The sequence below is a fragment of the Pedobacter humicola genome (assembly GCF_056490705.1).
Genome location: NZ_JBWJIG010000023.1, coordinates 45,733 through 72,003 on the forward strand (window position 1 = coordinate 45,733; position 26,271 = coordinate 72,003).

The 26,271-nt window shown below is 38.0% G+C and carries 21 protein-coding genes; 8 read left to right on the plus strand and 13 right to left on the minus strand.

Annotation, left to right across the window (positions count from 1 at the left end; genetic code table 11):
• Positions 1-140: 140 nt before the first annotated feature.
• The 5 genes from AC04Q1_RS24455 to AC04Q1_RS24475 form a co-directional block, all read right to left on the minus strand.
• Entirely contained in the window at positions 141-929 is a 789-nt protein-coding gene (locus AC04Q1_RS24455) for an inositol monophosphatase family protein (protein ID WP_478367171.1), read from the minus strand.
• 59 nt (positions 930-988) lie between these two features.
• Positions 989-2,137, minus strand: coding sequence for a prolipoprotein diacylglyceryl transferase (locus AC04Q1_RS24460; RefSeq protein WP_478367172.1), 1,149 nt, complete (start codon positions 2,135-2,137; stop codon positions 989-991).
• Positions 2,138-2,642: 505 nt separating this feature from the next.
• Positions 2,643-3,965 carry a tRNA (N(6)-L-threonylcarbamoyladenosine(37)-C(2))-methylthiotransferase MtaB gene (gene mtaB, locus AC04Q1_RS24465; RefSeq protein ID WP_478367173.1) on the minus strand — a complete coding sequence of 441 codons (1,323 nt, stop codon included), beginning with the start codon at positions 3,963-3,965 and terminating at the stop codon, positions 2,643-2,645.
• Between the two features lie 138 nt (positions 3,966-4,103).
• On the minus strand, positions 4,104-4,673 hold the full coding sequence (locus AC04Q1_RS24470; RefSeq protein WP_478367191.1) for a UbiX family flavin prenyltransferase: 570 nt from the start codon (positions 4,671-4,673) through the stop codon (positions 4,104-4,106).
• A 446-nt stretch (positions 4,674-5,119) separates the two neighbouring features.
• The gene (locus tag AC04Q1_RS24475; protein WP_478367174.1) at positions 5,120-5,767 is read right to left on the minus strand and encodes a Crp/Fnr family transcriptional regulator; all 648 of its coding nucleotides are present in this window, start codon (positions 5,765-5,767) and stop codon (positions 5,120-5,122) included.
• Positions 5,768-6,041: 274 nt separating this feature from the next.
• On the opposite strand from AC04Q1_RS24475, the gene AC04Q1_RS24480 reads away from it, so the two are divergent.
• On the plus strand, positions 6,042-7,889 hold the full coding sequence (locus AC04Q1_RS24480; RefSeq protein ID WP_478367175.1) for a PAS domain-containing sensor histidine kinase: 1,848 nt from the start codon (positions 6,042-6,044) through the stop codon (positions 7,887-7,889).
• Positions 7,890-7,940: 51 nt separating this feature from the next.
• Here the strand turns inward: AC04Q1_RS24480 and AC04Q1_RS24485 are convergent, their stop codons facing one another.
• The gene (locus AC04Q1_RS24485) at positions 7,941-8,156 is read right to left on the minus strand and encodes a cold-shock protein (protein ID WP_478367176.1); all 216 of its coding nucleotides are present in this window, start codon (positions 8,154-8,156) and stop codon (positions 7,941-7,943) included.
• Between the two features lie 400 nt (positions 8,157-8,556).
• Between AC04Q1_RS24485 and AC04Q1_RS24490 the strand changes: the two genes are divergently transcribed.
• Both AC04Q1_RS24490 and AC04Q1_RS24495 read left to right on the plus strand, forming a co-directional pair.
• Positions 8,557-8,772 (plus strand): DUF3606 domain-containing protein, encoded by a 216-nt coding sequence (locus tag AC04Q1_RS24490; protein ID WP_478367177.1) that lies wholly within the window; start codon positions 8,557-8,559, stop codon positions 8,770-8,772.
• 134 nt (positions 8,773-8,906) lie between these two features.
• Positions 8,907-9,545, plus strand: a complete 639-nt coding sequence (locus AC04Q1_RS24495; RefSeq protein ID WP_478367178.1) for a YciE/YciF ferroxidase family protein — start codon at positions 8,907-8,909, stop codon at positions 9,543-9,545.
• A gap of 507 nt (positions 9,546-10,052) precedes the next feature.
• Here the strand turns inward: AC04Q1_RS24495 and AC04Q1_RS24500 are convergent.
• The 3 genes from AC04Q1_RS24500 to AC04Q1_RS24510 form a co-directional block, all read right to left on the minus strand.
• Positions 10,053-10,916, minus strand: coding sequence for an OmpA/MotB family protein (locus AC04Q1_RS24500; RefSeq protein ID WP_478367179.1), 864 nt, complete (start codon positions 10,914-10,916; stop codon positions 10,053-10,055).
• Between the two features lie 74 nt (positions 10,917-10,990).
• Positions 10,991-13,504, minus strand: a complete 2,514-nt coding sequence (locus AC04Q1_RS24505) for a beta-L-arabinofuranosidase domain-containing protein (protein ID WP_478367180.1) — start codon at positions 13,502-13,504, stop codon at positions 10,991-10,993.
• 395 nt (positions 13,505-13,899) lie between these two features.
• Positions 13,900-15,885: a sialate O-acetylesterase gene (locus AC04Q1_RS24510; protein WP_478367181.1), complete on the minus strand. Its 1,986-nt coding sequence runs from the start codon at positions 15,883-15,885 to the stop codon at positions 13,900-13,902.
• Positions 15,886-16,103: 218 nt separating this feature from the next.
• On the opposite strand from AC04Q1_RS24510, the gene AC04Q1_RS24515 reads away from it, so the two are divergent.
• Both AC04Q1_RS24515 and AC04Q1_RS24520 read left to right on the plus strand, forming a co-directional pair.
• The gene (locus AC04Q1_RS24515) at positions 16,104-16,418 is read left to right on the plus strand and encodes an RNA recognition motif domain-containing protein (protein WP_478367182.1); all 315 of its coding nucleotides are present in this window, start codon (positions 16,104-16,106) and stop codon (positions 16,416-16,418) included.
• 196 nt (positions 16,419-16,614) lie between these two features.
• The gene (locus tag AC04Q1_RS24520; protein ID WP_478367192.1) at positions 16,615-17,838 is read left to right on the plus strand and encodes a Na+/H+ antiporter; all 1,224 of its coding nucleotides are present in this window, start codon (positions 16,615-16,617) and stop codon (positions 17,836-17,838) included.
• A gap of 159 nt (positions 17,839-17,997) precedes the next feature.
• Here the strand turns inward: AC04Q1_RS24520 and AC04Q1_RS24525 are convergent, their stop codons facing one another.
• The 3 genes from AC04Q1_RS24525 to AC04Q1_RS24535 are packed head-to-tail and all read right to left on the minus strand — an operon-like array spanning position 17,998 to position 21,938.
• Positions 17,998-19,674, minus strand: a complete 1,677-nt coding sequence (locus tag AC04Q1_RS24525) for a sodium/sugar symporter (RefSeq protein ID WP_478367183.1) — start codon at positions 19,672-19,674, stop codon at positions 17,998-18,000.
• A 38-nt stretch (positions 19,675-19,712) separates the two neighbouring features.
• Entirely contained in the window at positions 19,713-20,864 is a 1,152-nt protein-coding gene (locus AC04Q1_RS24530; protein ID WP_478367184.1) for a galactokinase, read from the minus strand.
• 12 nt (positions 20,865-20,876) lie between these two features.
• Entirely contained in the window at positions 20,877-21,938 is a 1,062-nt protein-coding gene (locus AC04Q1_RS24535; protein WP_478367185.1) for a UDP-glucose--hexose-1-phosphate uridylyltransferase, read from the minus strand.
• A gap of 162 nt (positions 21,939-22,100) precedes the next feature.
• Between AC04Q1_RS24535 and AC04Q1_RS24540 the strand changes: the two genes are divergently transcribed.
• Together AC04Q1_RS24540 and AC04Q1_RS24545 are read left to right on the plus strand one after the other, a co-directional pair.
• Positions 22,101-22,799: an NUDIX hydrolase gene (locus tag AC04Q1_RS24540; protein WP_478367186.1), complete on the plus strand. Its 699-nt coding sequence runs from the start codon at positions 22,101-22,103 to the stop codon at positions 22,797-22,799.
• Positions 22,800-22,887: 88 nt separating this feature from the next.
• The gene (locus AC04Q1_RS24545; RefSeq protein WP_478367187.1) at positions 22,888-24,699 is read left to right on the plus strand and encodes a glycoside hydrolase family 15 protein; all 1,812 of its coding nucleotides are present in this window, start codon (positions 22,888-22,890) and stop codon (positions 24,697-24,699) included.
• A gap of 1 nt (position 24,700) precedes the next feature.
• On the opposite strand, the gene AC04Q1_RS24550 is transcribed toward AC04Q1_RS24545, so the two are convergent.
• Positions 24,701-25,471: an SDR family NAD(P)-dependent oxidoreductase gene (locus AC04Q1_RS24550; RefSeq protein ID WP_478367188.1), complete on the minus strand. Its 771-nt coding sequence runs from the start codon at positions 25,469-25,471 to the stop codon at positions 24,701-24,703.
• A gap of 235 nt (positions 25,472-25,706) precedes the next feature.
• Between AC04Q1_RS24550 and AC04Q1_RS24555 the strand changes: the two genes are divergently transcribed.
• Complete coding sequence (locus AC04Q1_RS24555; protein ID WP_478367189.1) at positions 25,707-26,237, plus strand: OmpA family protein; 531 nt, start codon at positions 25,707-25,709, stop codon at positions 26,235-26,237.
• Positions 26,238-26,271: the final 34 nt, after the last annotated feature.

Consider the following 26,271-nt stretch of genomic DNA (forward strand, 5'->3'; position numbering starts at 1 on the left):
TGTGCATTTTTCATAGTACATATAGTGAAAAGGTCCCGATGAGAATCGGGACCTTTTTTGTGAATAAACTCGTCATGCTGATTTCATTTCAGCATCTTCAATAAAAAGCCCCTGAAATAAATTCAGGGTTACAATAAGAATTAAAAATATCTTTTAATCGCCTGCAACATTTCAGCAGTAAGTTTTCCATTGGTAGCTAAGATCTCCCTTTTCTCAAAATAATCGTTACCACCAGAGAAATCGTAAACCTCTCCTCCTGCCTGTTGAACAATAAAACAGCCAGCGGCAAAATCCCATTGTTGTAGATTGTATTCAAAAAAGGCGTCGAAACGTCCACAGGCGGTGTATACCAGATCTATTGCTGCTGCCCCAATTCTACGCACCCCATGACTTTTCTGCATCATCTCAGTCAATAACTTCAAATACTGAGGTTGCTTATCAAACTGGTAATAAGGGAAACCAGTAGCCAATAAACTTGAACCCAGATCAGGATTGATAGAAACCCTGATTTCTTTCTTATTCATAAAGGCAGGCCCGCCATTATACGAATAAAACATCTCTCCCCGATTTAATTCGTAAACCACCCCAATAACAGGTAATCCTTCTTCATAAAGCGCTACGCTAATGCCGTATGTCGGAATACCATGGATAAAATTGGTTGTACCATCTAAAGGATCGATTATCCAGGTATACGTTTTGCCTGTTCGATTAATGGTCTTTTCTTCAGTAATAAAACCGGCGTCAGGAATAAGTTTTTCGAGGTTTTGAACCAGCTTCTGTTCTGCTGTTTTATCAACGTACGAAACCATATCGTTCAAGCCCTTGTATTCGATTTTTTGGGCATCAAATTGCATTGCTTCTTTACGGATAAAGTTTCCGGTAAGCTTTACAATAGAGATAACCTTAGTGCATAATAATTCGTAATTCATAGCTATTTAACAACAAAATAGTCTTGTTGTTGGATTTTAAAATGAACTAATTAGGATTTTTAAGCCAGTTTATTCTTGTTCCTTAAAGCATAGGCACTTAATGCGATACCGCCAACTACAAGGAAAGTAGAAATCATTTCGGCCTGAGTAAAGTGTAAGCCAAAAACATGGTATTTTGAATTTACACGGATCAATTCGATGCAGAAACGTTCGACACCATTTAAGATCATATAAATACCAAACATCAGCCCTGGTGCTTTTATTTTATCTCTAATCTGCCATAGGAAGGCAAAAAGGATCAAACAGATAATCACTTCATAAATCGGCGTTGGATACACACCCTGTGCCAGTTCGTTGCAGAATTTACCGCTACAGCCCGGGATCGGAATGCCTTCTCCTACCACGTTATTTGGGTATTTGTAAGACCATAACCAATCTGGCAACCCCGAAAATGGTTTAGGATTATTATTTACGATACCCCAATCGCCATCTCCAGCCAGATGGCAACCGATACGGCCTACTGCATAAGCCAGCATCATTCCTGGCCCACCTACATCGAGCATGTGCAAAGGTTTAATACCGTTTCTTTTTGCAATAATCAGTACCGCTGCACCACCGCATATTAGGCCTCCATAAAAGGTTAAACCACTAAAAGACAACAACCTTTCTATAGGATGCTGAACAAAATCATCCCAATATTCTAAATTATCAAAAAATTTTGCACCTAAGAAACCCCAGATAGCAGCCCAAACAATCAAATTGCTCATGGTTTGGTATGGATGTACGGTAACCTGCGTTTCTTTTGGTTTATCGAGTTTATGTTTATTCTTTTCGGTATAATCCCAATAGGCAAACAAACCTGCAAAAAATAAGCCGCCAATGATATTTCCTTTTGTGGACATCAATATGCCCTGTGCATCGCTCACAAAGAGACTATAGTTTAATAATGCGTAAACCAGTTTATAACCAATAACAAAGCCAAAAAGCCCGTTCATAATCAGCTCAGAGGTAGTGGCAGGTTTTCCGATTATTACTGTTTTTTTAAATGGATGGAGTATACCAAGTGCTTCTTTACGCTTTAATTCCTTGGTAAAAGCCCAATAACCAGCAACAAAAGCAAGTGCTACAAAAACACCGAATGTATTAAATGGAAGTGGCAAATTAATGCCAAATAAGTATTGCAAGAAATGTGAAACGGTAGGAAACATACAAATTATTTGTTGCGAAGATAGGAAAGAAAGACCAAAGCTGAAAGATTTAAGCAGAAAGACCAAAGTCCTAAGCTGAAAGGCTAAAAACCAGCGGTTAAATAAGAAGATACAGATAAAAATCTATCTTCTCTATTAGGAAAAAAAAGGTTCAGTATTTCATCGGTTGGTACAGTCCTGCGCTCCGCTTTACTCGCCTGATAGAAAAAATCGGCTTCGTGCCCACTTCGATCATGTTTAATTAACTGCCTTCAAAAGTTCTTGAGACAAGTAAAAACAATTCATGGATTATCTGAATATCAATTCCATCATCACATCTTCCATTATTAAAATCCTTCGACTTGACGTTTTGTTAAAAAAAGCTAAAAAATCAATTCACAACACCAATACCAATTGTATTGATTTATAAAATAAGTTAACCCTCAAGAAGGACAAATCGACGGGCTGAAAGAGTAAAAATTTTGACTGAAGACTTCAGACTGAGAACATCTGACTAAAGACTAAACTAATGATGTGCATAAGCCGTTTCCAATTCGGCCACCTCAACTTCACCATCGGCAGTAATTTCCAAGAGTTTAACGGCCTTTAATTCATTAACCATCACAGGATCATATTTGGCGCGAACCTTTACATAATTCTTGGTAAAACCATGCATATAACCTGATTTTTGATCAGCTTCGAAAAGCACTTCACCTTCAGTACCAATCTGCGATTCGTAAAAGGCCCTGCGTTTTTTATCCGATAAAATATGAAGCATTTTACTGCGCTCGTTACGTTCGCTTCCAGCTACCACACCTTTCATTTCGGCTGCAGCAGTTAATTCGCGCTCAGAATAGGTAAATACGTGTAGGTATGAAATATCAAGTTGGTTTAAAAACTGATAAGTATCTAAGAAATCTTCTTTTGTTTCGCCCGGAAAACCAACAATTACATCTACGCCGATACAGCAGTGCGGCATTACTTCCTTAATTTTAGCCACACGCTCTACATATAAATCAGTGCGGTAACGACGGCGCATTAAACCTAAAATCTTATCAGAACCCGATTGTAAAGGAATATGAAAATGTGGAACAAATCTTTTTGAAGTGGAAACAAACTGAATAATCTCATTGCTCAAAAGATTCGGTTCGATTGACGAAATACGGATCCTTTCGATTCCCTCTACCTCATCCAAAGCCTTAACCAAATCAAAAAATTTATCTTCGCGCTGGCCGTTACGGATCCCAAAGTCGCCAAGGTTTACCCCTGTTAATACAATTTCTTTTACACCGCTTGCGGCAATCATTTTTGCACGGTTCACCACATTTTCGATGGTATCGCTACGGCTTGCGCCACGTGCTAAAGGAATAGTACAATAGGTACAAGGATAATCGCAACCATCCTGTACTTTCAAAAAAGTACGTGTTCTGTCACCAATAGAATAGGAAGCAATAAAATGATGGTTTACTTTCTCTATGTTTTGCTGATGAACAACCGCTTTTGGCTGTTTGGTTAAATCGGTGATGTATTCTACAATCCTGAATTTTTCTGCAGCACCTAAAACCATGTCAACACCTTCTATTTCGGCAATTTCCTGTGGTTTTAATTGTGCATAACAACCAACAATGGTTACAAAGGCATTTGGCGAATATTTTAAAGCTTCTTTAACAACTTTACGGCATTTTTTATCAGCATGCTCCGTAACAGAGCAGGTATTGATCACATAAACATCGGCCTGATCCTGAAATTCTACCACAGCATAACCGGCATCGGTAAATAAACGACCGATGGTTGAGGTTTCAGAGAAATTGAGTTTACAACCTAATGTATAAAATGCGACCTTTTTCATTGAGCTTGCAAAGATAAGAAATTTGTTCGGAGTTAGGTGCCTGAAGCGGTGTTAACGTACAAATTACAGTGTATTAACAATACAGTTTACGATTTCCGGTTTTCAGTTGATCACAAACTGTTAATTGAAAACTGCAAACTAGTCTTCCTGCCAACGGTAGCTCTCCTGTTCAAAACCAGCTAAATCCAATACCCTGCTAATTACTGTTCCTGCAACTTCTTCTATACTTTTAGGTAAACTATAAAAAGATGGATTTGCCGGACAAATAATTCCGCCAGCTTCGGTAACGGTTTTCATGTTGTTAATGTGGATTAAACTAAAAGGAGTATCTCTTACTACGGCAATTAATTTTCTGCGCTCTTTCAATACAACATCAGCAGCTCTTGAAATTAAATCGTTGGATATTCCGTGCGCGATCCGTCCTAAGGTCCCCATTGAGCAGGGCACAATGATCATGGTGTCGTATTTTGCAGATCCTGAGGCAAAAGGAGCATTAAAATCGTTTTTGCTGTAAAAGGTAAAATCTTTAAATTGATTATATTCCTGGTTACCCAGTTCGAACTGCCAAACCTCCTTTGCATTATCGCTCATTACTATACCAACGGCATCAATCTGTTCTTTCAATTTCAATAACTGATCAAATAAAACCTTCGCATATATAGAGCCGCTCGCACCAGTAACCGCAACAATCACTTTCTTTTTTATCATCATACAAAAATAGGTTTTCTCAAAAGATACTAAAATAAAAAAGGGCCAGAACAATGTTCTGACCCTACATCTACCTATGAAAAACATACCCTCGAAAGGGTAAGAACAAATATATATAAATTTTTAAAAAAATGTAAGTGAGAAATGTTAAATCGTACAAATGACGGATATAAATCGAAAACAAAATACAACACACTGATTATCAAATAAATAATTTTCAAAAAAAATATCAAAAAATCAATTTCAGGCATAAAAACAAGGCATTTTACATAACACTATTAAATAAAATGTATTAGAAATCAGTCACTTTTACTAAGTAGGGCAATACATCTGTAATTCTGTGACTTTATTTTGAACATTTAGCTTTACAATTTTTTGATATTAAAATAACAGTTGATCTAAAATTAGTCTGCCTAAAATATTTCAGATAGACTTAAAAAAATGTTTTACAGTGAAGATGTATTGATGGCGTGTGAAGCTAATTTTGCTCTCATGCGGCTTAAGGTTTCCAATCGCATACAGAGAAATGAAGCAATATGTTTTTGTGGAACCCGATTTACCAATTCCGGGTATGATTTCACAAAGCGGGTATATCTTTTTTCTGCAGAATGTAGCCTCGAAATAAGCGCCCTTTCACAAGCTTGCCGATAATATAACTGGCTCATTTTTCGATCAACATCATTTAAAATATGGTAATTTAGATGCAATAGTTTTGTCATACTGTGTGGAACGACAATTGCTATTACATCTTCAAGGGCCTGTATGTACTCTTCATTTGTTGCGCGCTCATCCAAAAAATTACTTACACCCCCAACAAACTCATTTTCTTTTGCAAGCCAGGTCGTGATTTCTGTATTATCATCTTTCATATAACCTCTTACTATCCCCTTAAAAATCAGGTACGAGCAATTATCACGATGTAATGGGGAGGAAATAAACTTATTCTTTTTAAAGGTGATTGGAAAAGTTTGTTGATTGATAATAAATTCTATGTCAGATGTTAAATTGTGAAAAGATCTGTAAACTTTAATTAACGGAGAAAATCCATTAAATGATCTCCACTTATCGGATGAATAAATGCTTTCGTGATTCATGTTCTTATCTATTGTGTAACTGCTAATAAACCTCCAAAGAGGACAAAACGAATATCATCTACCTTTTTACCTAACAGCTATACCTTAAAAAATGTTTAAAGAATCAATAATTATATATACACGTAACGGCTGATTTTTAGCCTTTTAAAAAGCATGAGCTTAAATAGACTTATAATTAATACATTATTGTAGTATAACTATCATTTCATCATCACAAATCTGTTGGCAATTAAAGCCGTAAAGAGTATATTTGAGAAAGCGTTAACTCAAACTTATGATAGATTTAGCATCATCATTTCTAAAAGCACTATTAAGACATTCTAAAACTCCTTTAATCATTTTCAAAATAAAACCAGTTTTAGTGGTTGTAGAATATAACGATGCCTATCTAGCATTAATAGAACAAATTGGAGGAAAACCAAAGTTTTATGACATTGATATCATCCCAAACCTACTTTCTGACAATGAAAAAGAGCTGTTGATTAAAACAGTTCGTAAAGTAAGCGAGCGTAAAGAGAAAAACCATCTCATTATTCACCCTATTTATTCCAATTCCCCAAATGTAAAATGGGAATTGGAATTTTCGCCGGTACTGCAGAGCGGTCGCTCAGTGGAATACATTATTTGTTCACTGAAAGAGATCGCCGCCAATGAAAATAACCTGGAAAACATTTTATTCGAACTCTCGGAAAGTGAAACAAGGTTTAGAGGTCTTTTCGAACAGGCCCCATTGGGCATGTGTGTACTGCGAGGAGTTGAATTGATTACAGAATATGCAAATGATAACATTTTAAAACTATGGGATAAAACCAGGAAAGAAGTGATCGGCATTCCGCAGGAAGAAGCAAGGCCCGAGCTTGGTTTGCAAAAACCCATAATAAACCGGATTAAAGAGATTTTTAAAACAGGCGAGCCTTTAGTCTTAAATGAATTAAGAATTTCGACGCCGATAAGCGATGGTTACTTTATTGCGATGTACCAGCCTTTAAAAAATGACAAAAACGAAGTAACCCGAATTTTATCGATCATTAAAGATATTACAGAACAGGTCAACTTTAAAAAGGAATTACTTAAAGCTAAAGACATCCTCAAAATTGCCATGGATGCCTCCGAAATGGGTTCCTGGAATATTGACATTGAAAGCAAAAAGGTACTTTTATCAGTAAGGGCACAGCAGATTTACGAACTGGAAAACAACACCTTAGGAATTGAAGAAGCAAAATCGCTGATCAGCCAGGATGATATTGCTTTTCTGACCAGCAGTATCAGAAAAGCGCTGCATAACCGACAGGCTTTCAACATCGAATATCAAATTAACCTCAATGGCATAAATACAAAAACAAAATGGTTACGAACAGCAGGTAAAGCCTATTATAATGAGGAGGGAAAGGCTGTTTATATTGCCGGGGCTGTTTTAGACATTACAGAGCATAAACAAGATGAGATTAGAAAAAACGATTTCATAGGCATGGTAAGTCACGAGCTTAAAACACCTTTAACGGCATTAAGTGCTTATGTGCAGCTTTTACAATTTAAGCTTAAGGAAACCGATAACCACTTTACCACTGAAACACTTGATAAAATAAATGTCCAGCTGAAAAGAATGTCGATAATGATCGATGGTTTTCTAAATGTATCGCTTCTGGAGTCTGGCAAAATCTTATTAAATAAAACTGATTTTGATCTGGTTGAACTGATTAAAACCATTGCGGATGAAAATCGGGTTATTTTGCCAAGTCATTTTATACAGGTTATTGGTTTAGATGAAATCCGGGTGAATGCAGATCGTGAGAAAATTGGCAATGTAATCAATAACCTGATCAGCAATGCAGCCAAGTATTCTAAAAAAGAATCTTTAATCGCTATAAAATGCGAAAGAAAAAAAGGTGAAGTAATTGTTAGCGTGGAAGACGAAGGTATTGGGATTAAGGAGGATAACATACCAAAGCTTTTTGATCGCTTTTTCCGTGTAGAAAGTCTGGATACACGAACGATTGCTGGCTTTGGCGTTGGTTTATATATCTGCCTGGAAGTAATGGAAAGGCATAACGGAAAAATTTGGGTGGAAAGTAAATTTGGAAAAGGCTCTACATTTTATTTTAGTTTACCCATGATAGAATAATTCCAGCAGCAGATGCCAAAACAGATATTCTTTTGTACAAAAACCATTAAATTAACCCCGAGCCATCTCTATTTCAAGCTCAACATCAACGGCGGTTAAACCTTTACTGCTTAATACTATTTCAAAAATTACTTTTGAATTTATATTCATGTGGCGGGATGTATGACTTAAAAGGAAAAGAATATCCTGTCCATTTTCATCAACAATGATTCCATAACCTTGTTCAATATCAATCAGAATAACTTCTCCCTTCCTTTTGTCGTTCATATATTCTTTAAAAAAACATACAATTATAGCAAAATAACGTATAATTAAAAATACATAAACACAAATATTTGCACAACTTAAAGCTATACTAATCTTTTTTTTTACTGGTTATCATCTTTTACAGATAAATTTAAATCTGATTTATTTATTAATCATGCTTTCGGAAATATTTTATTAAGAATTTGCTATAACAAAAACTCATTTACCCTATTTTTAACATTACCAGGCATCATTATTTAGCAAGTTTGCTCAATTACCACTTATAAAATAAAAATACACTTACAAAAACATATTTTCATAACAAACTGATTCACATATTGTTATTTAAAATAAAAAAGACTACTTTTATACTACGAAAACGAGCTTGTATTGTTATTTATCTAATTAAATCACTCCAATCATGAAAAATCTCAACCAAACATCAGGCCTTCAAGAAGAAATCATCCTACTATCTGAGGAAACAGATAGAAACTATTGGGCAAACCGGCTAGGCGTTACTTCTGAAGCACTGAAATCGGCAGTAAGAGCCACCCGGTGCATTACATTAAATCAGATTACCGCTTATTTAAACCAGCAAAAAAAACAATCCGTATCTCTTGATTATTTTAAAGCATAAACCATATGATTGGAGAAATTAATCCAATTATAAAAGCATTAGTCACTGACTGATGCTTTTTTATTTATATGAGATTCTCCAAACCTTTTAACTGCGGGCATGGTTGTTCATACAGCACCTATAAAAATACAACTATGGCAACTACAACAAAAACAAGTACAAAATCTCCTGCTACAAAAGCAAGCACCGCCGCGAAAAAAACCGCTAGCGCAAGTACAAAATCATCTTCAGTAAATTTGAAATCATCGGCAAAACCTCAAAACAAAACAGGCAAAATGGAAGACTCTGAATTCCATAAGTTTTTTGTTGACGAATTAAAAGACATTTACTGGGCAGAGCAGCATCTGGCAAAGGCGTTGCCTAAAATGAAAAAAGCAGCAACCAGTAGCGAGCTGGCCGCTGCATTCGACAAACATACAGCAGAAACCGAAACCCACATTGAAACATTAGTGCAAATATTTTCACTATTGGATGAAAAAGCTACCGCTAAGAAATGCGATGCGATGGCTGGGTTATTAGAAGAAGCAAACGGAATTATTGAAGAAACAGATAAGGGTACAATGATTCGCGATGCGGGGTTAATTTTAGCTGCACAAAAAGTAGAGCATTATGAGATTGCCACATATGGCACCCTAAAAGTTTTTGCTGAAAATATGGGGCATACCGAAGTGGCTAACTTACTGGCACAAACTTTAGAAAATGAAAAAGCTACAGATGTTACTTTGACAGAGATAGCAGAAAGTTTCGTCAATCAAGAGGCAGCTGCTGAATAAAAAGGCAAAGAATACATACAAAAAAGTTTCTAATCAAGGTTAGGAACTTTTTTGTATAAATGAGCTTTATTTATAGCCAACAGTACTTTAATCTTGCTCTTTAGCCGATTTACCTTTTCCTGATTGATAATCTGAAGGCGCCTTTTTACTTACGCTCACTCCTTTTTTTTATCTCTGCTCATTTTATTAAACGACTATAGTTTGATAAGATCAAAACACATTGCACAGACAATACGGCAACTGGAATAAGAAATAACCATCTTAAATTCAAGATTAGAGAATACCGCAATGGTACATCTGCGAGAAGAATTGTAATTGGATGAATTACCGATATAATAAATATACATTTACAAAAGGCTAAAGGCGTCATAGAAATATCGTATCAGGGATAAAATTTTATCGACTGCCTTATAAAAAATAAGATGTTAATTAGGGAAAGGAAAACTCTGATAAACAAAAAAGGGTTAGAAATTAATTCCAACCCTTTAAATGACTATTATTTTAATTTTATTTTTGTGACTGCTCTGGCGCTTTCCCGATCAGATCCATAAACTGATCTAACTTAGGCGTAATGATGATCTGTGTACGTCTGTTTTTCGCTTTCCCTCCTACTGTAGTATTGTCTGCAATCGGGTTAAACTCACCACGGCCACCTGCTGTTAAACGTTTAGGATCAACTGCATATTTGGTCTGCAATACCTGTACTACTGATGAAGCGCGTAAGGCACTTAAATCCCAGTTATTGCGGATATTGGTTTGTGTGATTGGCACATTATCGGTATTACCTTCTATCAATACATCGTAGGTATCGTAGTCTTTAATGATTTTAGCAATTTTGCTTAAGGTTTCTCCAGCTTTATCAGAAACCTCGTAACTACCCGATTTGTACAACATATTATCAGCTAAAGAGATGTAAACCACACCTTTAAGTACCTGAACATCAACATCACCGAGTTCTTCCCTGCTTAACGAGCGGGTTAAATTATTGGTTAACACCATATTAAGTGAATCACTTTTATTTTTGGCATTTACCAATTGTTTGATGTATTTATTAGAGCTATTGATCTCATCTACTAATTTTGAAATGTTAACATTGCCCTGATTACTCGAATTTAAACATTTGTTCAAAGCATCTTGTAAAGCGGTAACATTGGCTTTTTCTGAAGCAATTTGCTCTTCTAAACTTTTTACCCTGCTGGTGCTGCCGCTCAGTTCGCGTTGGCTATCCTGATATTTATTGCTCAGCTCCTGATTTCTTTCTCTCAGTTTTGAATAGGTATCCTGAAGTTCAGCATATTTTTTATTGCTTACGCAACCTGCTGCAAGTGCAAGACCAAAGAGCATTATGGGTATTGATTTGTATAATTTCATAATCTTATTTTTATTTATTGCTAATACGTTAACAAATTCCTTGCCGCAAAGTTTACTATCGTACCTGGCTATTGTTAAAAAGCGTTAATCTTTACGGAATCGAAGCTGGCCAAAGCCTTGTATGCTCTTAATCCTATACTACCGGATTGATATTGACTATCTGTTGCCGAGAGAACAGCTTTCGCTGATCCGTTGATAAAAATATCAAATTTATCTCCTTTGGCTACTATTTTCAAGGTATACATTTGGTTCATTTCAACAGGGTATTTTTCCGATCGTAAAACGGTCCATTTTTGATCACTCGCTTTTCCCAATTGTACAGTTCCTGTAAGTTGATTTAATCCTACGTAATACCCTTCATACGCATCAGGACCAATAGCAGGATTGGAAACCCGGAACATTAGCCCCGCATCGCCGGCGGTATTGATTTTTACATCTGCCTGATAAGTAAAGTCTTTAAAATCTGTTCCGTTAGCCACATATTTAGAACCGTTGATGCCATAACCTCCTGAACCCGCATTTGATGCCGAATTTACCTGACCATCTTTCCAGAACCAGCCTCCGCCATAGAACACCCAGTTAGCTGCCATTCCTGTATCGAAATTTTCTACCAGATGCTGATTTGCTTTTTTAGGCTGACCGATTACCGGGAATAAACTTAAACGGATATTTTCTGACCCATAAGGCACCAAGGTAATCTCCTCTTCTTTTTCTGTTGAAGCAACCGGACTGAAAGGGACATCAAAAGCCGAAACTTTATTGTAGCCCAAACCCCACGATGGGATTTTCCTGCCTTGTATTTTTAATTTAACGGGTGAATTTGCTGCAATGTAAGGATTTTCGGGCATTGCCGATTTCACCACTTTAACCACATTATTTAGATTTCCTTTACCCAAGGATAAACCATAATTCCAGGCCGATTCAGGACGGATTTCGTAATCTGTAAAACCAGCAACCGGATGTGTTTTGGTGATTTTATTTGCTGCTTTAATTTCGAGTGCATAGACAATAGGACCACGTTCAACACTAACTGAATTGTTCACTTGCATTTGTGTGGCTATCTGCATCGGAAAATCCAGTTGCAATTCATCCTGATCTTTCCATTGGCGGTTAATGGTGAACATTTCACCTGCTTTTACACCATTTAACACTGTTCCGTTTAGTTTTACAGTTGGTTTAACGGCCCATGCGGGAATTCTTAAAATTAATGGAAACGAAACGGGAACAGCAAGTCCTAGCTTTAATTTAATCTGCTCTTCAAAAGGATAATTGGTTTCTTCACTAATTTTTATTTTTTTATTACCAGTTACCAAAGTTTCAATTTCCATAGGGCCATAGGTAATTATAGCAAGGCCACGATCTGGAGTAGCTACCACGCTGCTTTTTACAAAGTAAGGCCAGCCCATATGCATATTGTAACGGCAGCAACCATAACCAGAATAAGGACTGGAAACGATACCTGTTCCATAATCCTGATTAAACCCATGTTCTCCGTGTACACTTTGCACCTGGTTAGGCAAAGTGTAGTAAGAATGATTTTTAAAATCCCTGCTAAACTGGGCTGGTAGGGCATTAAAAGCTACTTTCTCCAATTGATCGCCAATACGGGCATCATGAATAACTTTTGCAGCTGTTTCTAAACTTTGCATCCATTCTACTACCGTACAGGTTTCTACACCTTCTATACTGCTGGTGCCTGCAAGAAATTCGGTTCCAGAACCCAGACCTTCTGGTTGACCATGGTCGTGCATAATGTGCTGTATCCCCTTAAAAAGTGCTTCACGGTTTGTTGGACTATCATTCAATTGTGCATAAACAACTGGAAATTTCAATGCCTGAGCAACATTTACCATATGTTTTGGCTGAAAATCATCGCCATAATAGTAAAACTCATTGTTGCTATAGATGTCGATCCAGGGATAAGCCTGTTGTTTTAATTTTTCGACCAGTTTTAACAGGTCTTGATCACCTGTTTTATTGTAAAGCCAAATGGCGATTTCCATGTTATCGCCCGCTCTTGATTTCCCCCATTCCTTTAATGGATCGGCATCAAGGTTAGCCAGTTCATATTTAAAATATTTCGACAGAAAAGGAATAACCCTTTTATCGTTTGTAGCCTCATAATAACTTTGCAGGGCATACATCATAGGCATGCGTGGCCACCAATCTTTCATTTTCACCGGACCGAACAAGCCATTGGCTTGTTGGTTGTTTAAAGTCCAATCGATGTATTTTTGTGCTTTTGCTTTAAGTGCGGTATCATCTAATGTGTAAGCCAGGGCCACCAAACCTTTAACATAATAAGGTACACGCTCCCATCCGCTTCCATCTCCACCAAGCCAGTCGGAATTTTTGCCTAAATTATCTTTTTCCGGATACAGCTCTTCTGCCATTCCTGTAGCACCATCTCTTTGCTGCTCCAACTGTTTCAACAGCCATCCTTTGGCTTTTATGCTACCTATTGGCAGTTGTACATAAACATTCTGTTTTAGTGGTGCTTTATTAAATTCTGTTAAACTTTGCGCATTTAGGGTATCAATGGTTAGATAGGAAACAAGAAAACAAATGGATGTGACTACTATTTTCATAAAGGATTTATTGGTTAGATCATTATGCCATAAAACTAATAAATATGAACGAATATTAAAACGATTTAGTAAATATAAAAAAAACAAGTCAAAATATTAATTATCAATCAATTAACCTAAATTCAAATCAACATTTACCTGTAGTAATTAACTTTAGCTTCCTCACCTCACAATCGTGATGTCGTCGCTGATCTGATCGTGATATCAACGTCATTCCTGTTAGCTAGGCCTGATCCCGACATCAAAATCAGATAGGGTGATGGCTTTGGGTCAAAAACAAGTATAAGAGATCTTTAATGGTATGTTATCAATCAAATTCGGATTATTAAAAAATAAAACCCAACAATTTATCTTTTCTAAACTGTTGGGTTCTACTTGAAAGTGATTTTATGAAATTATTTCTTTCCAAAGGTAATGCCCTGCCAGGTATCAGTTCTAAATGGCGATGCTGGCAGGCCGTCGTTACTAACCAGGTTGCACACAGGATTATTTCCCCATGCATAGCGAACGGCAACTGGATTGGCTACCTGATCGCTACTCACGATGATCTGATTTCCCTGAATGCTTGCTTTCGCCCAATAAAACTTTTTATCTGCACCTGCAATGGCAAAACCAGTAAGTTCTTTGCCGCCATCTGCTTTTAGTCCATTTTCGGTATTGCCAAAAGTTAAACGGATCTGTTTTCCTTCTGCTTTGCTTGATTGATAAACAGGACCTGAATAGTTATTTTTCTGTCCATAGGTTTTTGCTAAAGCAATTAAACCTAACCTTTTACCTACCTCTTGTTTGTTTTTTGGGTGAATATCTTTTGCATCGCCAATATCGATAATGGTCGCCATGCCGGTATTTGGCAGCGAAAGTGTTTTTTGCTGTGCCTCTCTAAGCTCTGCCCAGGCCGATTCTACAGGAGCATTGTCGACCTGCATATAATTGGCCAATTGAACAAAATAGAAAGGAAAATCACCCTGTCCCCATTTCTGGCGCCAGTCTTTGATCATCGTCGGAAATAATTCGCGGTATTGGTAAGCCCTATCGGCATTGCTTTCGCCCTGATACCAAATGGCACCTTTGATTGAAAATTGCAGAAAAGGATGTATCATGGCATTATACAAAACGGTAGGTCGGTTCGGACCATTATCTTCGTAGGGTTTAGCCTCCACATTTTTCAAATCCAGGCCAACCTTATATTTCCAATCGCCAGCGAGCGAAATTTTCTCTCCGGCATTATTGGTTAAATTTAAATCTTTCGCTTCGCCATATATACCACCACCGCCGCCGCTATCAAAAACCCGTACAGTGATGATATTCTCGCCAGGTTTGAGCAGATCTGCCGGTATAGCATAGGCCCGTGCTAGGTTCCATCCTTCGGTTGCGCCAACTTTTACACCGTTTACATAGGTGATATCATTATCATCAATGGCACCTAAATCCAGTTTAATCCCGCTGGTTTTCCAATTCTGGGGTATCGTAATCTTTCTGCTAAACCACACCACACCATCGAAATTCTTAAGGGACGCATCTTCCCATAAAACAGGCAAAGTCATGCTTTTCCAATCTGCAGTTTCTGACATAGCCCATTTCGCTTGTCCCGCCTGGTAACCAGAATCTTTATCAGTAGTCATTTTAACCCAATTCTGTACTTTCTCTTCATAAGAAACCGTAGAAGGGTTTTTAGCCTGCGCCCTGATCTTATCAACTGCTGTTGAAAAATCGGCCATTTTTTTAAGTGATTCGGCACTGGTCCAGGCTTCGGCAATCGTTCCTCCCCATGAAGTATGGATCAGGCCAATAGGGATTTTGGTTTTTTCATAAACCTCCCGTGCAAAGAAATAGGCAGTAGAAGAAAATTCGGCGATATATTTCGGGCTACATTCCTGCCAGCCGCTGTTCACTACTTTAGCATCATTTATAGGTAAGTCACTGGTAACGTGTTCCGCCTGCAATAAACGGATGTTCGGATATTTAGCATCGGCAATTTCTTTTTCATAATTAACGATTTTACCCCAGCCAGCCAGAGGCATTTCCATATTCGATTGGCCAGAGCAAATCCATACATCTCCAATCAATACATTATTGAGAACCAGCAATTCGCCATCCGAAATGGTGATGGTATACGGACCTCCATAAGCGGGTGTTGCAACCTTTAATTTCCAATTGCCATTGGCATCGGTAATGGTTCCATAATTTACCTTGTTCCATGAAACGTTTATTTTAACCGCTTTTCCCGCCGTGGCTTTACCCCAAATGGCTGCGTTGGTTTTTTGCTGTAAAACCATGTTATCGCTGAAAACTGAAGGCAATAAAATTTTAGCTTGTATAAACTTCGAACTGAAAACCAGAAACGCAATTAGAATTACAGATTTTAACCTATAGCTGCTCATATTTAACTTATTTTTTGATGATTAGAAAGCGAATGTACATTTTCTGCCGGTCAACATCAATACATATCTCTGCTCATCACAAATTAATGATAAAAATGAGTTAGAATTCATTCAATTAGTTTGGGTAAGAATATCATTTTGCTTATTTTGCAGGTCTAAAAGAACAGCTCTGGATTTAAGATTAATTCTGCCGGACGTTCTCTCAAATTACAACATAAATGGTTAAGATTTTTATAGGTGGCCTTCCCGACAATATCCAAGAGATGGATTTGGCAATATTGGTTAGCCTTCATGGTAGGGTAGAAACGATTAAAATTGTTCGCGATAGAGCTACAGGCAAATGTAAGGGCTATGCTTTTCTAGAAATATACAGTCTCCCGGATGCAAAAAACATTGTATCCACCTTAAATGGAGAAACGTTTAAAGGTAATGTGATTACGGTTAAAGTTTCTGAGGAGGAAAGTCCTGCCAAAACGGCAAAACCACAGGGCAATCAACCTTTTAAAAGCAAAAGGCCAAGATTACAGCGCTAACATCTTTTTTTATATCCTGAGCTTTCAGTTTTCTTTATTTTTTTCAGCGGCTATTGACCAATGCCTGATATCTGTTGATTAGTTTTTGATGATAAACTTTGTAATCCGGTACTAAACGTATATTTTGTGCCTGTTCTTCCGATAATCATTAAACAATCGACATCACAACTATGAAAATTATGCCATTGTCATATTTATTTTAGCAGTGATGATCGGGCTTTCCTCTATCGCCGATCACATTAAAATCCCCTATCCTATTTTATTGATCATTGCCGGTATTGCCGTTGGTTTTATCCCTTCCTTACCACCAATCGATATCAATCCTGAAATTATTTTCCTGATATTTTTGCCTCCTTTGCTTTACGATGCGGCTTTCAATATTTCATTTAAGGAATTTAAAACCAATATCAACACCATATTTGCTTTGGCGATAACGCTGGTATTTATCACCGCAATCGGTATTGCAGTGGTTGCACATTATTTGATCCCGGGGATGAGCTGGCCAATATCTTTTGTATTGGGTGCCATTCTTTCAGCTACAGATGCCGTAGCTGCCATGAGCATTACCAAAGGATTGGGTTTATCGCATAAAACCAATACCATTCTGGAGGGCGAAAGTTTGGTTAATGATGCTTCGGCACTCGTTGCCTATCGCTTTGCCGTTGCCGCCGTAACAGGAACAGCTTTTGTATTTTGGAAGGCATCGCTGGAGTTTGCCATTTTAATGGTGGGAGGTTTTCTGGTGGGCATGGTGATGGCGAGGATTTTAGCTTTTATCCTTAAAAGGATACATGATAACCGGTTGGCTACCATTAGCTTTTTGTTATTAATGCCTTTTGTTACCTACTTAATTGCAGAAGAAATACATGTTTCAGGTGTAATTGCAGTGGTAATGCTGGGATTGGGTATTTCGAGATTCAGCAATATGGTATTTCCGGAGCCGCTTAAAAACCAATCGAAAAACATTTGGGATATTATTATCTTTTTATTGAACGGACTGATTTTCATTTTAATTGGATTACAGTTTCCTTATGTGTATAAAAATATCAATAGTGCCGATATCTTGCCTTACATCGGTTATTCGCTGGTGATTACTATTGTGGCATTGCTGCTCAGGATGGCGCGTGTTTTTCTGCAAAAATTTAATCTTCAAAAAGCTTTTCAAAAAGGCAAACACAGGATTACTGAAGATGCATTATTAGACTTTAAAAACAGTTTAATCATCAGCTGGTCGGGCATGCGGGGCATTGTTTCGCTTGCTATTGCGATTGGACTGCCTGCAACTTTAGCTGATGGCAGTGCTTTCCCCCAGCGCAATGCCATTATATTTATTTCGGTAGTGGTGGTACTTTTTACACTTATCGGGCAGGGACTTACTCTACCCTGGCTGGTGAAGAAACTGACACCGGCAGAGGATTAAAAGAGGAGACGCTAATTTAATCATTCGACCATCAAGAAATGAAGGACATCAAAATTTTGCTCTTCATGCGATCGCTATTGATCATCGTTATTGGTTATTAGAAAAAAAGGGATAAAATCTAACGACCTTATCCCTTTCTTGTTTATTATAAATTATCGTTTACCAATATACACTGTAAAGTGCAACCAGTAAGCCGATGATGATTAAAGCACCTACTGCAAAACTGGTAGAGGTTTTAAACATTTTGGCATCAATGGCCAGTCCTTTAGCTTCTGCCTTGGCTTTGTTACTTGACAGGCTGATGATTACCATTCCAAGAATACAGAATATAAATACAAAACCCATACGGTCTAAAAATGGAATTTCGTAAACTCCGGCTGCATTTTTAACAGAAAAACCTGATCCCGACAACCATGAAAGATCGGCCATGTTTGGTAAGAATTTAAGAAAAATAGACAGGCCAAAACCACCAATGGTAGCAAATAATGCAGCTCCGGAAGTTGTTCTTTTCCAGAAGAAACCTAAGATAAACATGGCAAAAATACCCGGGGATACAAAGCCGGTATATTCTTGAATATATTGAAAACCACCTTTTTTATCGATACCCAGGAATGGTGCGATAACTACACCAAGAATCATGGCTACAACAATGGAAATTTTACCGGTTGTAACGAGATTTTTTTCTGAGGCATCAACATTTAATACTTTTTTATAAATATCTAACGTAAATATGGTGGCAATACTGTTTGCCTTACCAGCCAATGAAGCTACAACCGCAGCCGTTAATGCTGCGAAGGAAAGTCCTTTTAATCCGGCAGGAAGCAAGTTTAACAATACCGGATAAGCACGGTCAGGATTTACCGAGCCGCCCTGAATCATTTCTGACTGAAACGCACCATCTTTATATAAAACGTAAGCGGCAATACCTGGTAATACCACAATAATCGGCATTAACAGTTTTAAGAAAGCTGCAAAAAGAATACCCCCACGGGCAGTATCTAAACTGGCTCCCAAAGCGCGTTGTGTGATGTACTGGTTACAGCCCCAATAGTTTAAGTTCACGATCCACATACCACCAACTAATACACTTAAACCTGGTAAATCGATATAATTCTCGTTATCAGGCTTTAATATCATATGGAAATGTTCGGATGCTTTAGAAGTCATTAAGCTATATCCTTCAAAGATACCCGATGTTCCGTAGTGTGAAGAAACGAGGTTCAAAGCCAGATAAGTGGTGGCTAAACCGCCCAGAATCAAGAAAAACACCTGAATTACATCGGTATAACCAATTACTTTCATCCCGCCGAGCGTAATGATGATGGCAAAAGCAGCAATGGCATACATACAGAATTTTAAGTCGAAGCCAGAAATACTGCTTACGGCTAGCGCACCCAGATAAAGAATTGAAGTGAGATTTACCACTACATACAGCAGTAACCAGAACACTGCCATAATCATCGCCACGGTACCGTTATAGCGTTGATGCAAAAACTGTGGCATTGTTGCGATCTTATTTTTCAAATAAACGGGAATGAAGAATACCGCTACCACCACTAAGGTTAGTGCGCCCATCCATTCGTAAGTTGCAATGGCCAGCCCCATTTTAAAGCCTGAACCACTCATACCGATAAACTGCTCTGCCGAAATATTCGATGCGATTAACGATGCACCTATGGCCCACCAGGTTAAAGAGCCTTCGGCAAGAAAATAATCTTTAGAACCCGTAGATTCTGATTTTTTCTTGTTGTAAATGTAGAGCCCATAGGCTGCTACAATAACGAAGTAGATTGCGAATACAACGTAATCCTTCGTGTCTAATAAATTGTTCTTCATTGATTTATTTTGGTTAGTATACCTTTGGTTATTTTATATTAATTGTATAAACTTGTTCCATTGTCGGTTTGTACGGTATAAGCATCGAGCTTTAAGCCAAACTGCAATAAATATTTAGAAGATAGCTCCTCGATGAGCTCGGCAATTTTTTCTTCTTTAACAATGTTGATGGTGCAGCCACCAAAACCACCACCCATCATCCTGGCCCCCAATACATAACCGAGCGGTTTAACAGACTCCACCAGGAAATCCAGCTCCTTACAGCTCACTTCATAATCCTGGCTCAGGCCTTCATGCGTTTCGAACATCAGGTTACCCAAACCTTGCAGATTACCATTTTCGAGTTGTTCTGCAGCAGTAAGTAAACGGCCGATTTCTTTCACTACGAAACTGCATTTCGTGTATACTTCCGGATCCTTCGGTTTAACATGGGCCTCTAACATACTTAAATCTACGTCACGTAGTGTATTTACAGTTGGATGATGTTCTTTTACCCAGGCCACACCCTGCTCGCACTGCGCTCTTCTTTTGTTGTAAGCCGAATCGGCAAGCGCATGTTTTACATTCGTATTTAGAAGCAATAGTTTATAACCATCTAATTTTAGCGGGATATAAATGTGCTTCATTGATCTGCAATCGAGCATAATGGCCTGATCTTTTTTACCAAATACAGAGGCGAACTGATCCATGATACCACAGTTCACACCAGCAAAGGTTTGCTCGGCCTTTTGTGCAATTAACGCGATATCCATTTTCGGTACAGCAAGCGAAAAAAGCTGATCGAGTGCAAATCCGGTAGCACATTCTACAGCAGCCGAAGAAGATAAACCTGCACCCAATGGTACATCCCCATCAATATAAAAATTAAAGCCGCCCAGCTTGTAACCTCTTTCCTTTAACTGATCAGCCACGCCCAATATATAATTGGCCCAGCTATTTTCTGATTTTTTTAAGTTTTTAATCGATGAAATATCGAACTGCTGATAACTTTCCGAAAATAAATGAATTTCATCGTCTTCCCTTTTAGAGATAGCTACATAAATGGCTTTATCTATTGCTGCCGGCATTACAAAACCACCGTTATAATCGGTATGCTCGCCAATAATATTGATCCTTCCCGGCGAACGAACCAAAACCGGTTCGGCATTGAACAGTTTTTTAAACGTATTCTTTAAATGTTGTGCATTCATTATCTAATAATTTTAGTCTTCAGCTTTGCTGATTTTATAGTGTATTGTAGACATTTCTTTTAAACGGCTGGCAGCAAACTCAGGGGTAATATCGCGCTGTGGGTTCGCCAACATTTCATAACCCACCATGAATTTTTTAACAGATGCAGAGCGCAACAATGGCGGATAAAAATGCATGTGCCAGTGCCATTCAGGATAATAACCGTTATTCACAGGAGCCTGGTGCATACCTGCTGAATAAGGGAAGGATGTTTCGAACAGGTTATCGTATTTGGTTGTCAATATTTTAATGGCTTCAGCCAGCGATTTCTTTTCGGCAGCAGTAAAAAGTTTTATGCTATTTACATGGCGTTTACTGATGATCATGTTTTCGTAAGGCCAAACCGCCCAAAAAGGTACTAATACGGCAAAATGATCGTTTTCGAATATAATCCGTTCTTTCTTCTTTTGCTCGAGCTTTAAATAGTCGGCCAGTAAACTCCTTCTGTGAACGGCATAATAGGTTTTCTGACGTTCGGTTTCTTTGGCAATTTCTAAAGGGATATCGCTTTGCGACCAGATCTGACCATGCGGATGCGGGTTGCTACAGCCCATTATTTCGCCTTTGTTCTCAAAAATCTGAATGTATTTGATCCAGTCGTTTTCGGCCAGGTTATTGAATTCTGTTTGCCAAACATTCACTACAGCTGTTATGGCTTCTATACTCATTTCGGGAAGTGTAAGGTTATGTTTTGGGCTAAAACTGATTACCCTGCAAAGTCCACGCTGGTTATTGGCAACCAACAGATCATCTTCGTTCATTTCTCCAGCTGGAGTATCTTCCAGCAAGGCCGCAAAATCATTGTTAAAAACAAAACTTTCGGTGTATTCAGGATTGCTATCGCCATCTGCCCTGCCATTACCAGGGCACAAATAACATTTTGGATCGTATTCGGGGCGGTTATCCGGTGTAATGTCTTCAACTTTACCTTGCCATGGTCTTTTAGTGCGGTGCGGAGATACTAAAACCCATTCTCCGGTTAATATATTTAACCGGGTATGTGGGTTACTATCGAGTTCGAATGTTTGGTTCATGTTATATTTTCAATTGGTTAGAAAAAAGAAAGCCATTTAGTTTAATGTATCTAAGCCGCCAAATTATAAAATTAATATTAATTGTCAAAACGACAATTAATATTAATTTTTATATTCGTAAAAATTTGAACATATTAAGGCCTTTAAAACCTCTGATAAAAAATGATTGAATATTCCAGACAGCCACATTATCTTGTTGCTGTTGACTGCATCGTATTTGGATTTGATGGCGAACACCTTAAAATTCTATTGGTTAAGCGTGGTTTAGAGCCCGAAATAAACAAATGGAGTTTAATGGGCGGTTTTGTGGGTGCAGATGAAAGTCCGGATGATGCAGCAAACAGGGTGCTCAAAAAAATGACCGGCTTAGAGGGTGTGTATTTAGAGCAGATGCAGATTTATGGCGAACCTAACCGCGATCCGATAGAGCGTACGCTTTCTGTAGGGTATTTTGCCTTGATTGATATCCATAAATATGAGACACAGTTAAATGATGATTACGAGGCCGAATGGTTTTTGATTAACGAGCGGCCCAAACTGATCTTCGACCATAACCAAATGGTTGCCGATGCCCGGACAAAACTGAGGTACAAGGCTGCACTCCACCCCATTCTGTTCGAAATGTTACCTAAAAAGTTTACCATTCCACAATTGCATATTCTTTTTGAAGAGGTTAACGATACTAAAATCGACACCCGGAACTTCAGCCGTAAAATTACTTCAACGGGATTATTGATCAAGTTGGCAGAAAAAGACAGAACCGGATCAAAAAAAGGTGCATTTTATTTCAAATTAGATAAGAAGAAATATGCGGCAAATGCGCAAGCCTTTTTAAACCTGATGCCCAATTTAAAAATTTAGCCAACATTTAATATTTTCAGCACCAGAAGTGCTATAAAAGGTAAAACAAAATCATGGCCTTATTCCTTTGGTTAGGATATACCTTAATATGGCCAACCACAAGAAAAGACCTTTCCAACCTATAGAAAACTATGGTGTTATTGGTAACCTGAAAACTGTTGCTTTAGTTTCTCTACAGGGTTCTATTGATTTTTTGTGTGCACCAAGGTTTGATTCGCCAACGGTTTTTGCAGCTATGCTCGACTCAGAAAAGGGAGGTTACTTTTCTGTTGAGCCACGATTGGAAAATTGTACGAGCAAACAGCTTTATTTACCAGGAACGGCAGTTTTACTGACCCGTTTTTTTGCTGAGCAAGGCATTGCCGAGCTGACCGATTACATGCCACTTTCGAAGGAAACCGACTTCCCAAGTGCAATTGTGCGACAGATTAAATCCATTCGAGGTGATATCACTTTTAAAGTTTTCTGTGTCCCCAGTTTTGGTTATACCGAAAGTAAGCATACCATTGATCACGAAAACGATGCGTTGGTCTTTTTTTCTAAAACTGATAAACTCACCATCAAATTAAAGGCAGATGTACCTTTACATATCAAAAAGGGAACTGGTTATGCGGAATTTACCCTGCAGGAGTCGAAAACGGCACACATCATCATGGAAATTATTGAGGAGGGAAAATCAGGAGCCGGATTAGATCATTATACAGCACATGCTTATCGCAAAACGGTTGATTACTGGAGGGACTGGATCAACCAAACGACTTATAAAGGCCGGTATGATGAAATTATCAGGAGATCTGCCATTACCCTAAAATTATTGACCTCGGCTGAATTTGGTTCTGTGGTGGCCGCACCAACTTTTGGCTTACCAGAAACCATTGGTGGGAACAGAAACTGGGACTATCGTTTCACCTGGATCAGAGACGCAGCTTTTACCATGTATGCTTTTTTAAGGCTGGGCTTTTTTGATGAAGCCACGGCTTTTATGGAATGGATATTTAATTTATGTCAAAAAGTAGATCTGCAACTGGTATATCAGATTGATGGCAACGCAAAAATAAAGGAAGTTGAAGCCGGTCAGTTTGAAGGTTACCGTTCTTCTAAACCCGTACGTATCGGCAATGAAGCCGCTACACAGTTGCAAATAGACATTTATGGCGAACTAATTGATACAGTTTACATTTACAACAAATCGCACAAACCGATAACCTATGAATTTTGGACACTGATAGAAAAGCAGGTTCAATGTGTAATCCAGCAATGGAAAAAACCCGATCATGGCATCTGGGAAATCAGAAATGACAAAAAAGAATTCCTACACACCCGTTTAATGTGTTGGGTGGCAATGGACAGGGCCATTAAAATTGCAGAAAACCGATCGTTCCCCTACCCTGAAAGTGAATGGCACAACATCCGCAGTGAGATTTACAAAGATATTTACCATAATTTCTGGAATGACAAACTAGGTGCCTGGGTACAATATAAGGGCGCTGAACATGTAGATGCCAGTGCCTTATTAATGCCTTTAACACATTTTATTTCGCCCCTGGAGCCTCGTTGGCTATCGACCATGAAAATGATCGATGAAGAGCTGGTTCTGGATGTACTGGTTTACCGTTATAAAAATGGTATGACTAAAATTGATGGTTTAGAAGGCGAAGAAGGTACTTTTAATATGTGTTCGTTCTGGTTTATTGAGGCGCTGGCCAAAAGTGGAGAATTGGAACGTGCTGTAGAAAACTTTGAAAAGATGATCGGTTACTCCAACCATCTTTTGTTGTTTAGTGAAGAACTGGGAAGAAAAGGGGAACATCTGGGGAATTTCCCTCAAGCGTTTACACACCTGGCTTTAATTAGTGCGGCTGTAGAGCTGAACAAACAGATCAGTCGCGAGACAGATTAATTTACTGTTCTTCATAATGGTAGGTTAAGCCACCATCTACGAAATAAGTTGATCCGGTTACATAAGCTGCATCATCAGAAGCCAGAAAAGCCACCACCGCCGCTACATCTTCTACTTTGCCCATCCTTCTTAATGGAATATTCTGAAGCACTTTTTCCAATTGTTCCTGATTATTTAGTAAATCCTGATTAATGGGTGTTGAAACCGCTCCTGGCGCTACATTATTAATCCTGATGTTAAAAGGTGCCAATTCTGTCGCAAGATTTCTGGTTAACATCCTTAAACCACCCTTACTGGCACAATATGCTGCAAAATGCGGAAATACAATTTCTTCATGAACAGAACTCATGTTAATCATGGTTCCTGCTATATTTTGTTTTCTACAATAATTTACAAAAGACTGGATGGCAAAAAAAACACCTTTTAAATTGGTATCCATCACCAGATCATAGTCTTCTTCCGTAACCTCCCAAAAGTTTGCATTTTTTTCTACCCCGGCGTTATTCACCAGAATGTGTAAATTTCCAAATGTAGCAACCGCATCGGTTACCAGTTTAATGGCTTCTTTTGCCTTGCTTAAATCGGCTACCAGAAAAGCCGCCCTTCTCCCCATCCCTTCTATCTCTTTAATAAGTTTTTCACCTCTTTCATCAAATTTATGTCCATTTAGAATAATATCACAACCATCTTTGGCTAATCGCAAGGCACATGCTGCACCAATGCCTTGGCTACTTCCGGTAATTAAAGCTACTTTGTTTTCAAATCGGTTCATATCAAAATATTATATATAGATAAAGGAAATTTTCAGGAATATGTTTGAAGAAATCAGTATTTAAAAAGTGCTGATTAAAAATAAATTACAACAAAATAATGGAAGAGATGCAGCGCATTTTTTAAGGGCAAAATGTAAAAATATAAGTTCCGCGAAAAAAGATCGTTATAGCTGTAATCATTTATTAGTATGTTTGGGCAACAAACACACAATAAACTTAAATTAATCTTAAAACATGAACATTACCAAAAACCTTTTATTTACTACACTTATTGCCTTGTTTACACTGACAATGTATTCTTGTAAAACAAAAAAACTAGTGGCAAAACCAGCACCTGCCCCTGTTGAAAAACCAGCACCCCCGGTAGAAGAGAAAAAACCAGCACCGGCTCCAGAGAAAGAAGAAGCGCCTGCCCCTGCTGAAAAACCAAACTTTAATTTAGACAATATCCAGTTTGAGTTTAATTCGTTTGTCCTCAAAACATCTTCATTCGCTATATTGGATAAAGCTGTGGCAGAAATGAAAAAATCGCCAAGTACCAAATTTGTACTTAACGGCCATTCATCTGCTGAAGGTACGCCTGATCACAATATGCAACTTTCTATCGATCGTGCAAATGCAGTAAAATCGTACTTTATCAATGCAGGTTTAAACGGCAGTAATTTTACTGTTGTTGGTCATGGCGAAAAAGAACCGATTAGCTCAAACGATAGCGAAGAAGGTAGAATGGTGAACAGAAGAACTGAAATAAAAGTTCAGAAATAATCTAAAAAAAACAAAAAAGGCCATGATTTTAAAC

What these genes read in the sequence shown, in the direction of transcription:
- AC04Q1_RS24490 (WP_478367177.1), top strand. Translation starts at nt 8,557, where the DNA reads ATGAAAAATCTCAACCAAACATCAGGCCTTCAAGAAGAAATCATCCTA.
- AC04Q1_RS24510 (WP_478367181.1), bottom strand. Translation starts at nt 15,885, where the DNA reads ATGAGCAGCTATAGGTTAAAATCTGTAATTCTAATTGCGTTTCTGGTT.
- AC04Q1_RS24500 (WP_478367179.1), bottom strand. Translation starts at nt 10,916, where the DNA reads ATGAAATTATACAAATCAATACCCATAATGCTCTTTGGTCTTGCACTT.
- AC04Q1_RS24485 (WP_478367176.1), bottom strand. Translation starts at nt 8,156, where the DNA reads ATGAACGACAAAAGGAAGGGAGAAGTTATTCTGATTGATATTGAACAA.
- AC04Q1_RS24475 (WP_478367174.1), bottom strand. Translation starts at nt 5,767, where the DNA reads ATGAATCACGAAAGCATTTATTCATCCGATAAGTGGAGATCATTTAAT.
- AC04Q1_RS24470 (WP_478367191.1), bottom strand. Translation starts at nt 4,673, where the DNA reads ATGATAAAAAAGAAAGTGATTGTTGCGGTTACTGGTGCGAGCGGCTCT.
- mtaB (WP_478367173.1), bottom strand. Translation starts at nt 3,965, where the DNA reads ATGAAAAAGGTCGCATTTTATACATTAGGTTGTAAACTCAATTTCTCT.
- AC04Q1_RS24545 (WP_478367187.1), top strand. Translation starts at nt 22,888, where the DNA reads ATGGCCAACCACAAGAAAAGACCTTTCCAACCTATAGAAAACTATGGT.
- AC04Q1_RS24495 (WP_478367178.1), top strand. Translation starts at nt 8,907, where the DNA reads ATGGCAACTACAACAAAAACAAGTACAAAATCTCCTGCTACAAAAGCA.
- AC04Q1_RS24555 (WP_478367189.1), top strand. Translation starts at nt 25,707, where the DNA reads ATGAACATTACCAAAAACCTTTTATTTACTACACTTATTGCCTTGTTT.
- AC04Q1_RS24530 (WP_478367184.1), bottom strand. Translation starts at nt 20,864, where the DNA reads ATGAATGCACAACATTTAAAGAATACGTTTAAAAAACTGTTCAATGCC.
- AC04Q1_RS24505 (WP_478367180.1), bottom strand. Translation starts at nt 13,504, where the DNA reads ATGAAAATAGTAGTCACATCCATTTGTTTTCTTGTTTCCTATCTAACC.
- AC04Q1_RS24480 (WP_478367175.1), top strand. Translation starts at nt 6,042, where the DNA reads ATGATAGATTTAGCATCATCATTTCTAAAAGCACTATTAAGACATTCT.
- AC04Q1_RS24515 (WP_478367182.1), top strand. Translation starts at nt 16,104, where the DNA reads ATGGTTAAGATTTTTATAGGTGGCCTTCCCGACAATATCCAAGAGATG.
- AC04Q1_RS24550 (WP_478367188.1), bottom strand. Translation starts at nt 25,471, where the DNA reads ATGAACCGATTTGAAAACAAAGTAGCTTTAATTACCGGAAGTAGCCAA.
- AC04Q1_RS24535 (WP_478367185.1), bottom strand. Translation starts at nt 21,938, where the DNA reads ATGAACCAAACATTCGAACTCGATAGTAACCCACATACCCGGTTAAAT.
- AC04Q1_RS24460 (WP_478367172.1), bottom strand. Translation starts at nt 2,137, where the DNA reads ATGTTTCCTACCGTTTCACATTTCTTGCAATACTTATTTGGCATTAAT.
- AC04Q1_RS24540 (WP_478367186.1), top strand. Translation starts at nt 22,101, where the DNA reads ATGATTGAATATTCCAGACAGCCACATTATCTTGTTGCTGTTGACTGC.
- AC04Q1_RS24455 (WP_478367171.1), bottom strand. Translation starts at nt 929, where the DNA reads ATGAATTACGAATTATTATGCACTAAGGTTATCTCTATTGTAAAGCTT.
- AC04Q1_RS24525 (WP_478367183.1), bottom strand. Translation starts at nt 19,674, where the DNA reads ATGAAGAACAATTTATTAGACACGAAGGATTACGTTGTATTCGCAATC.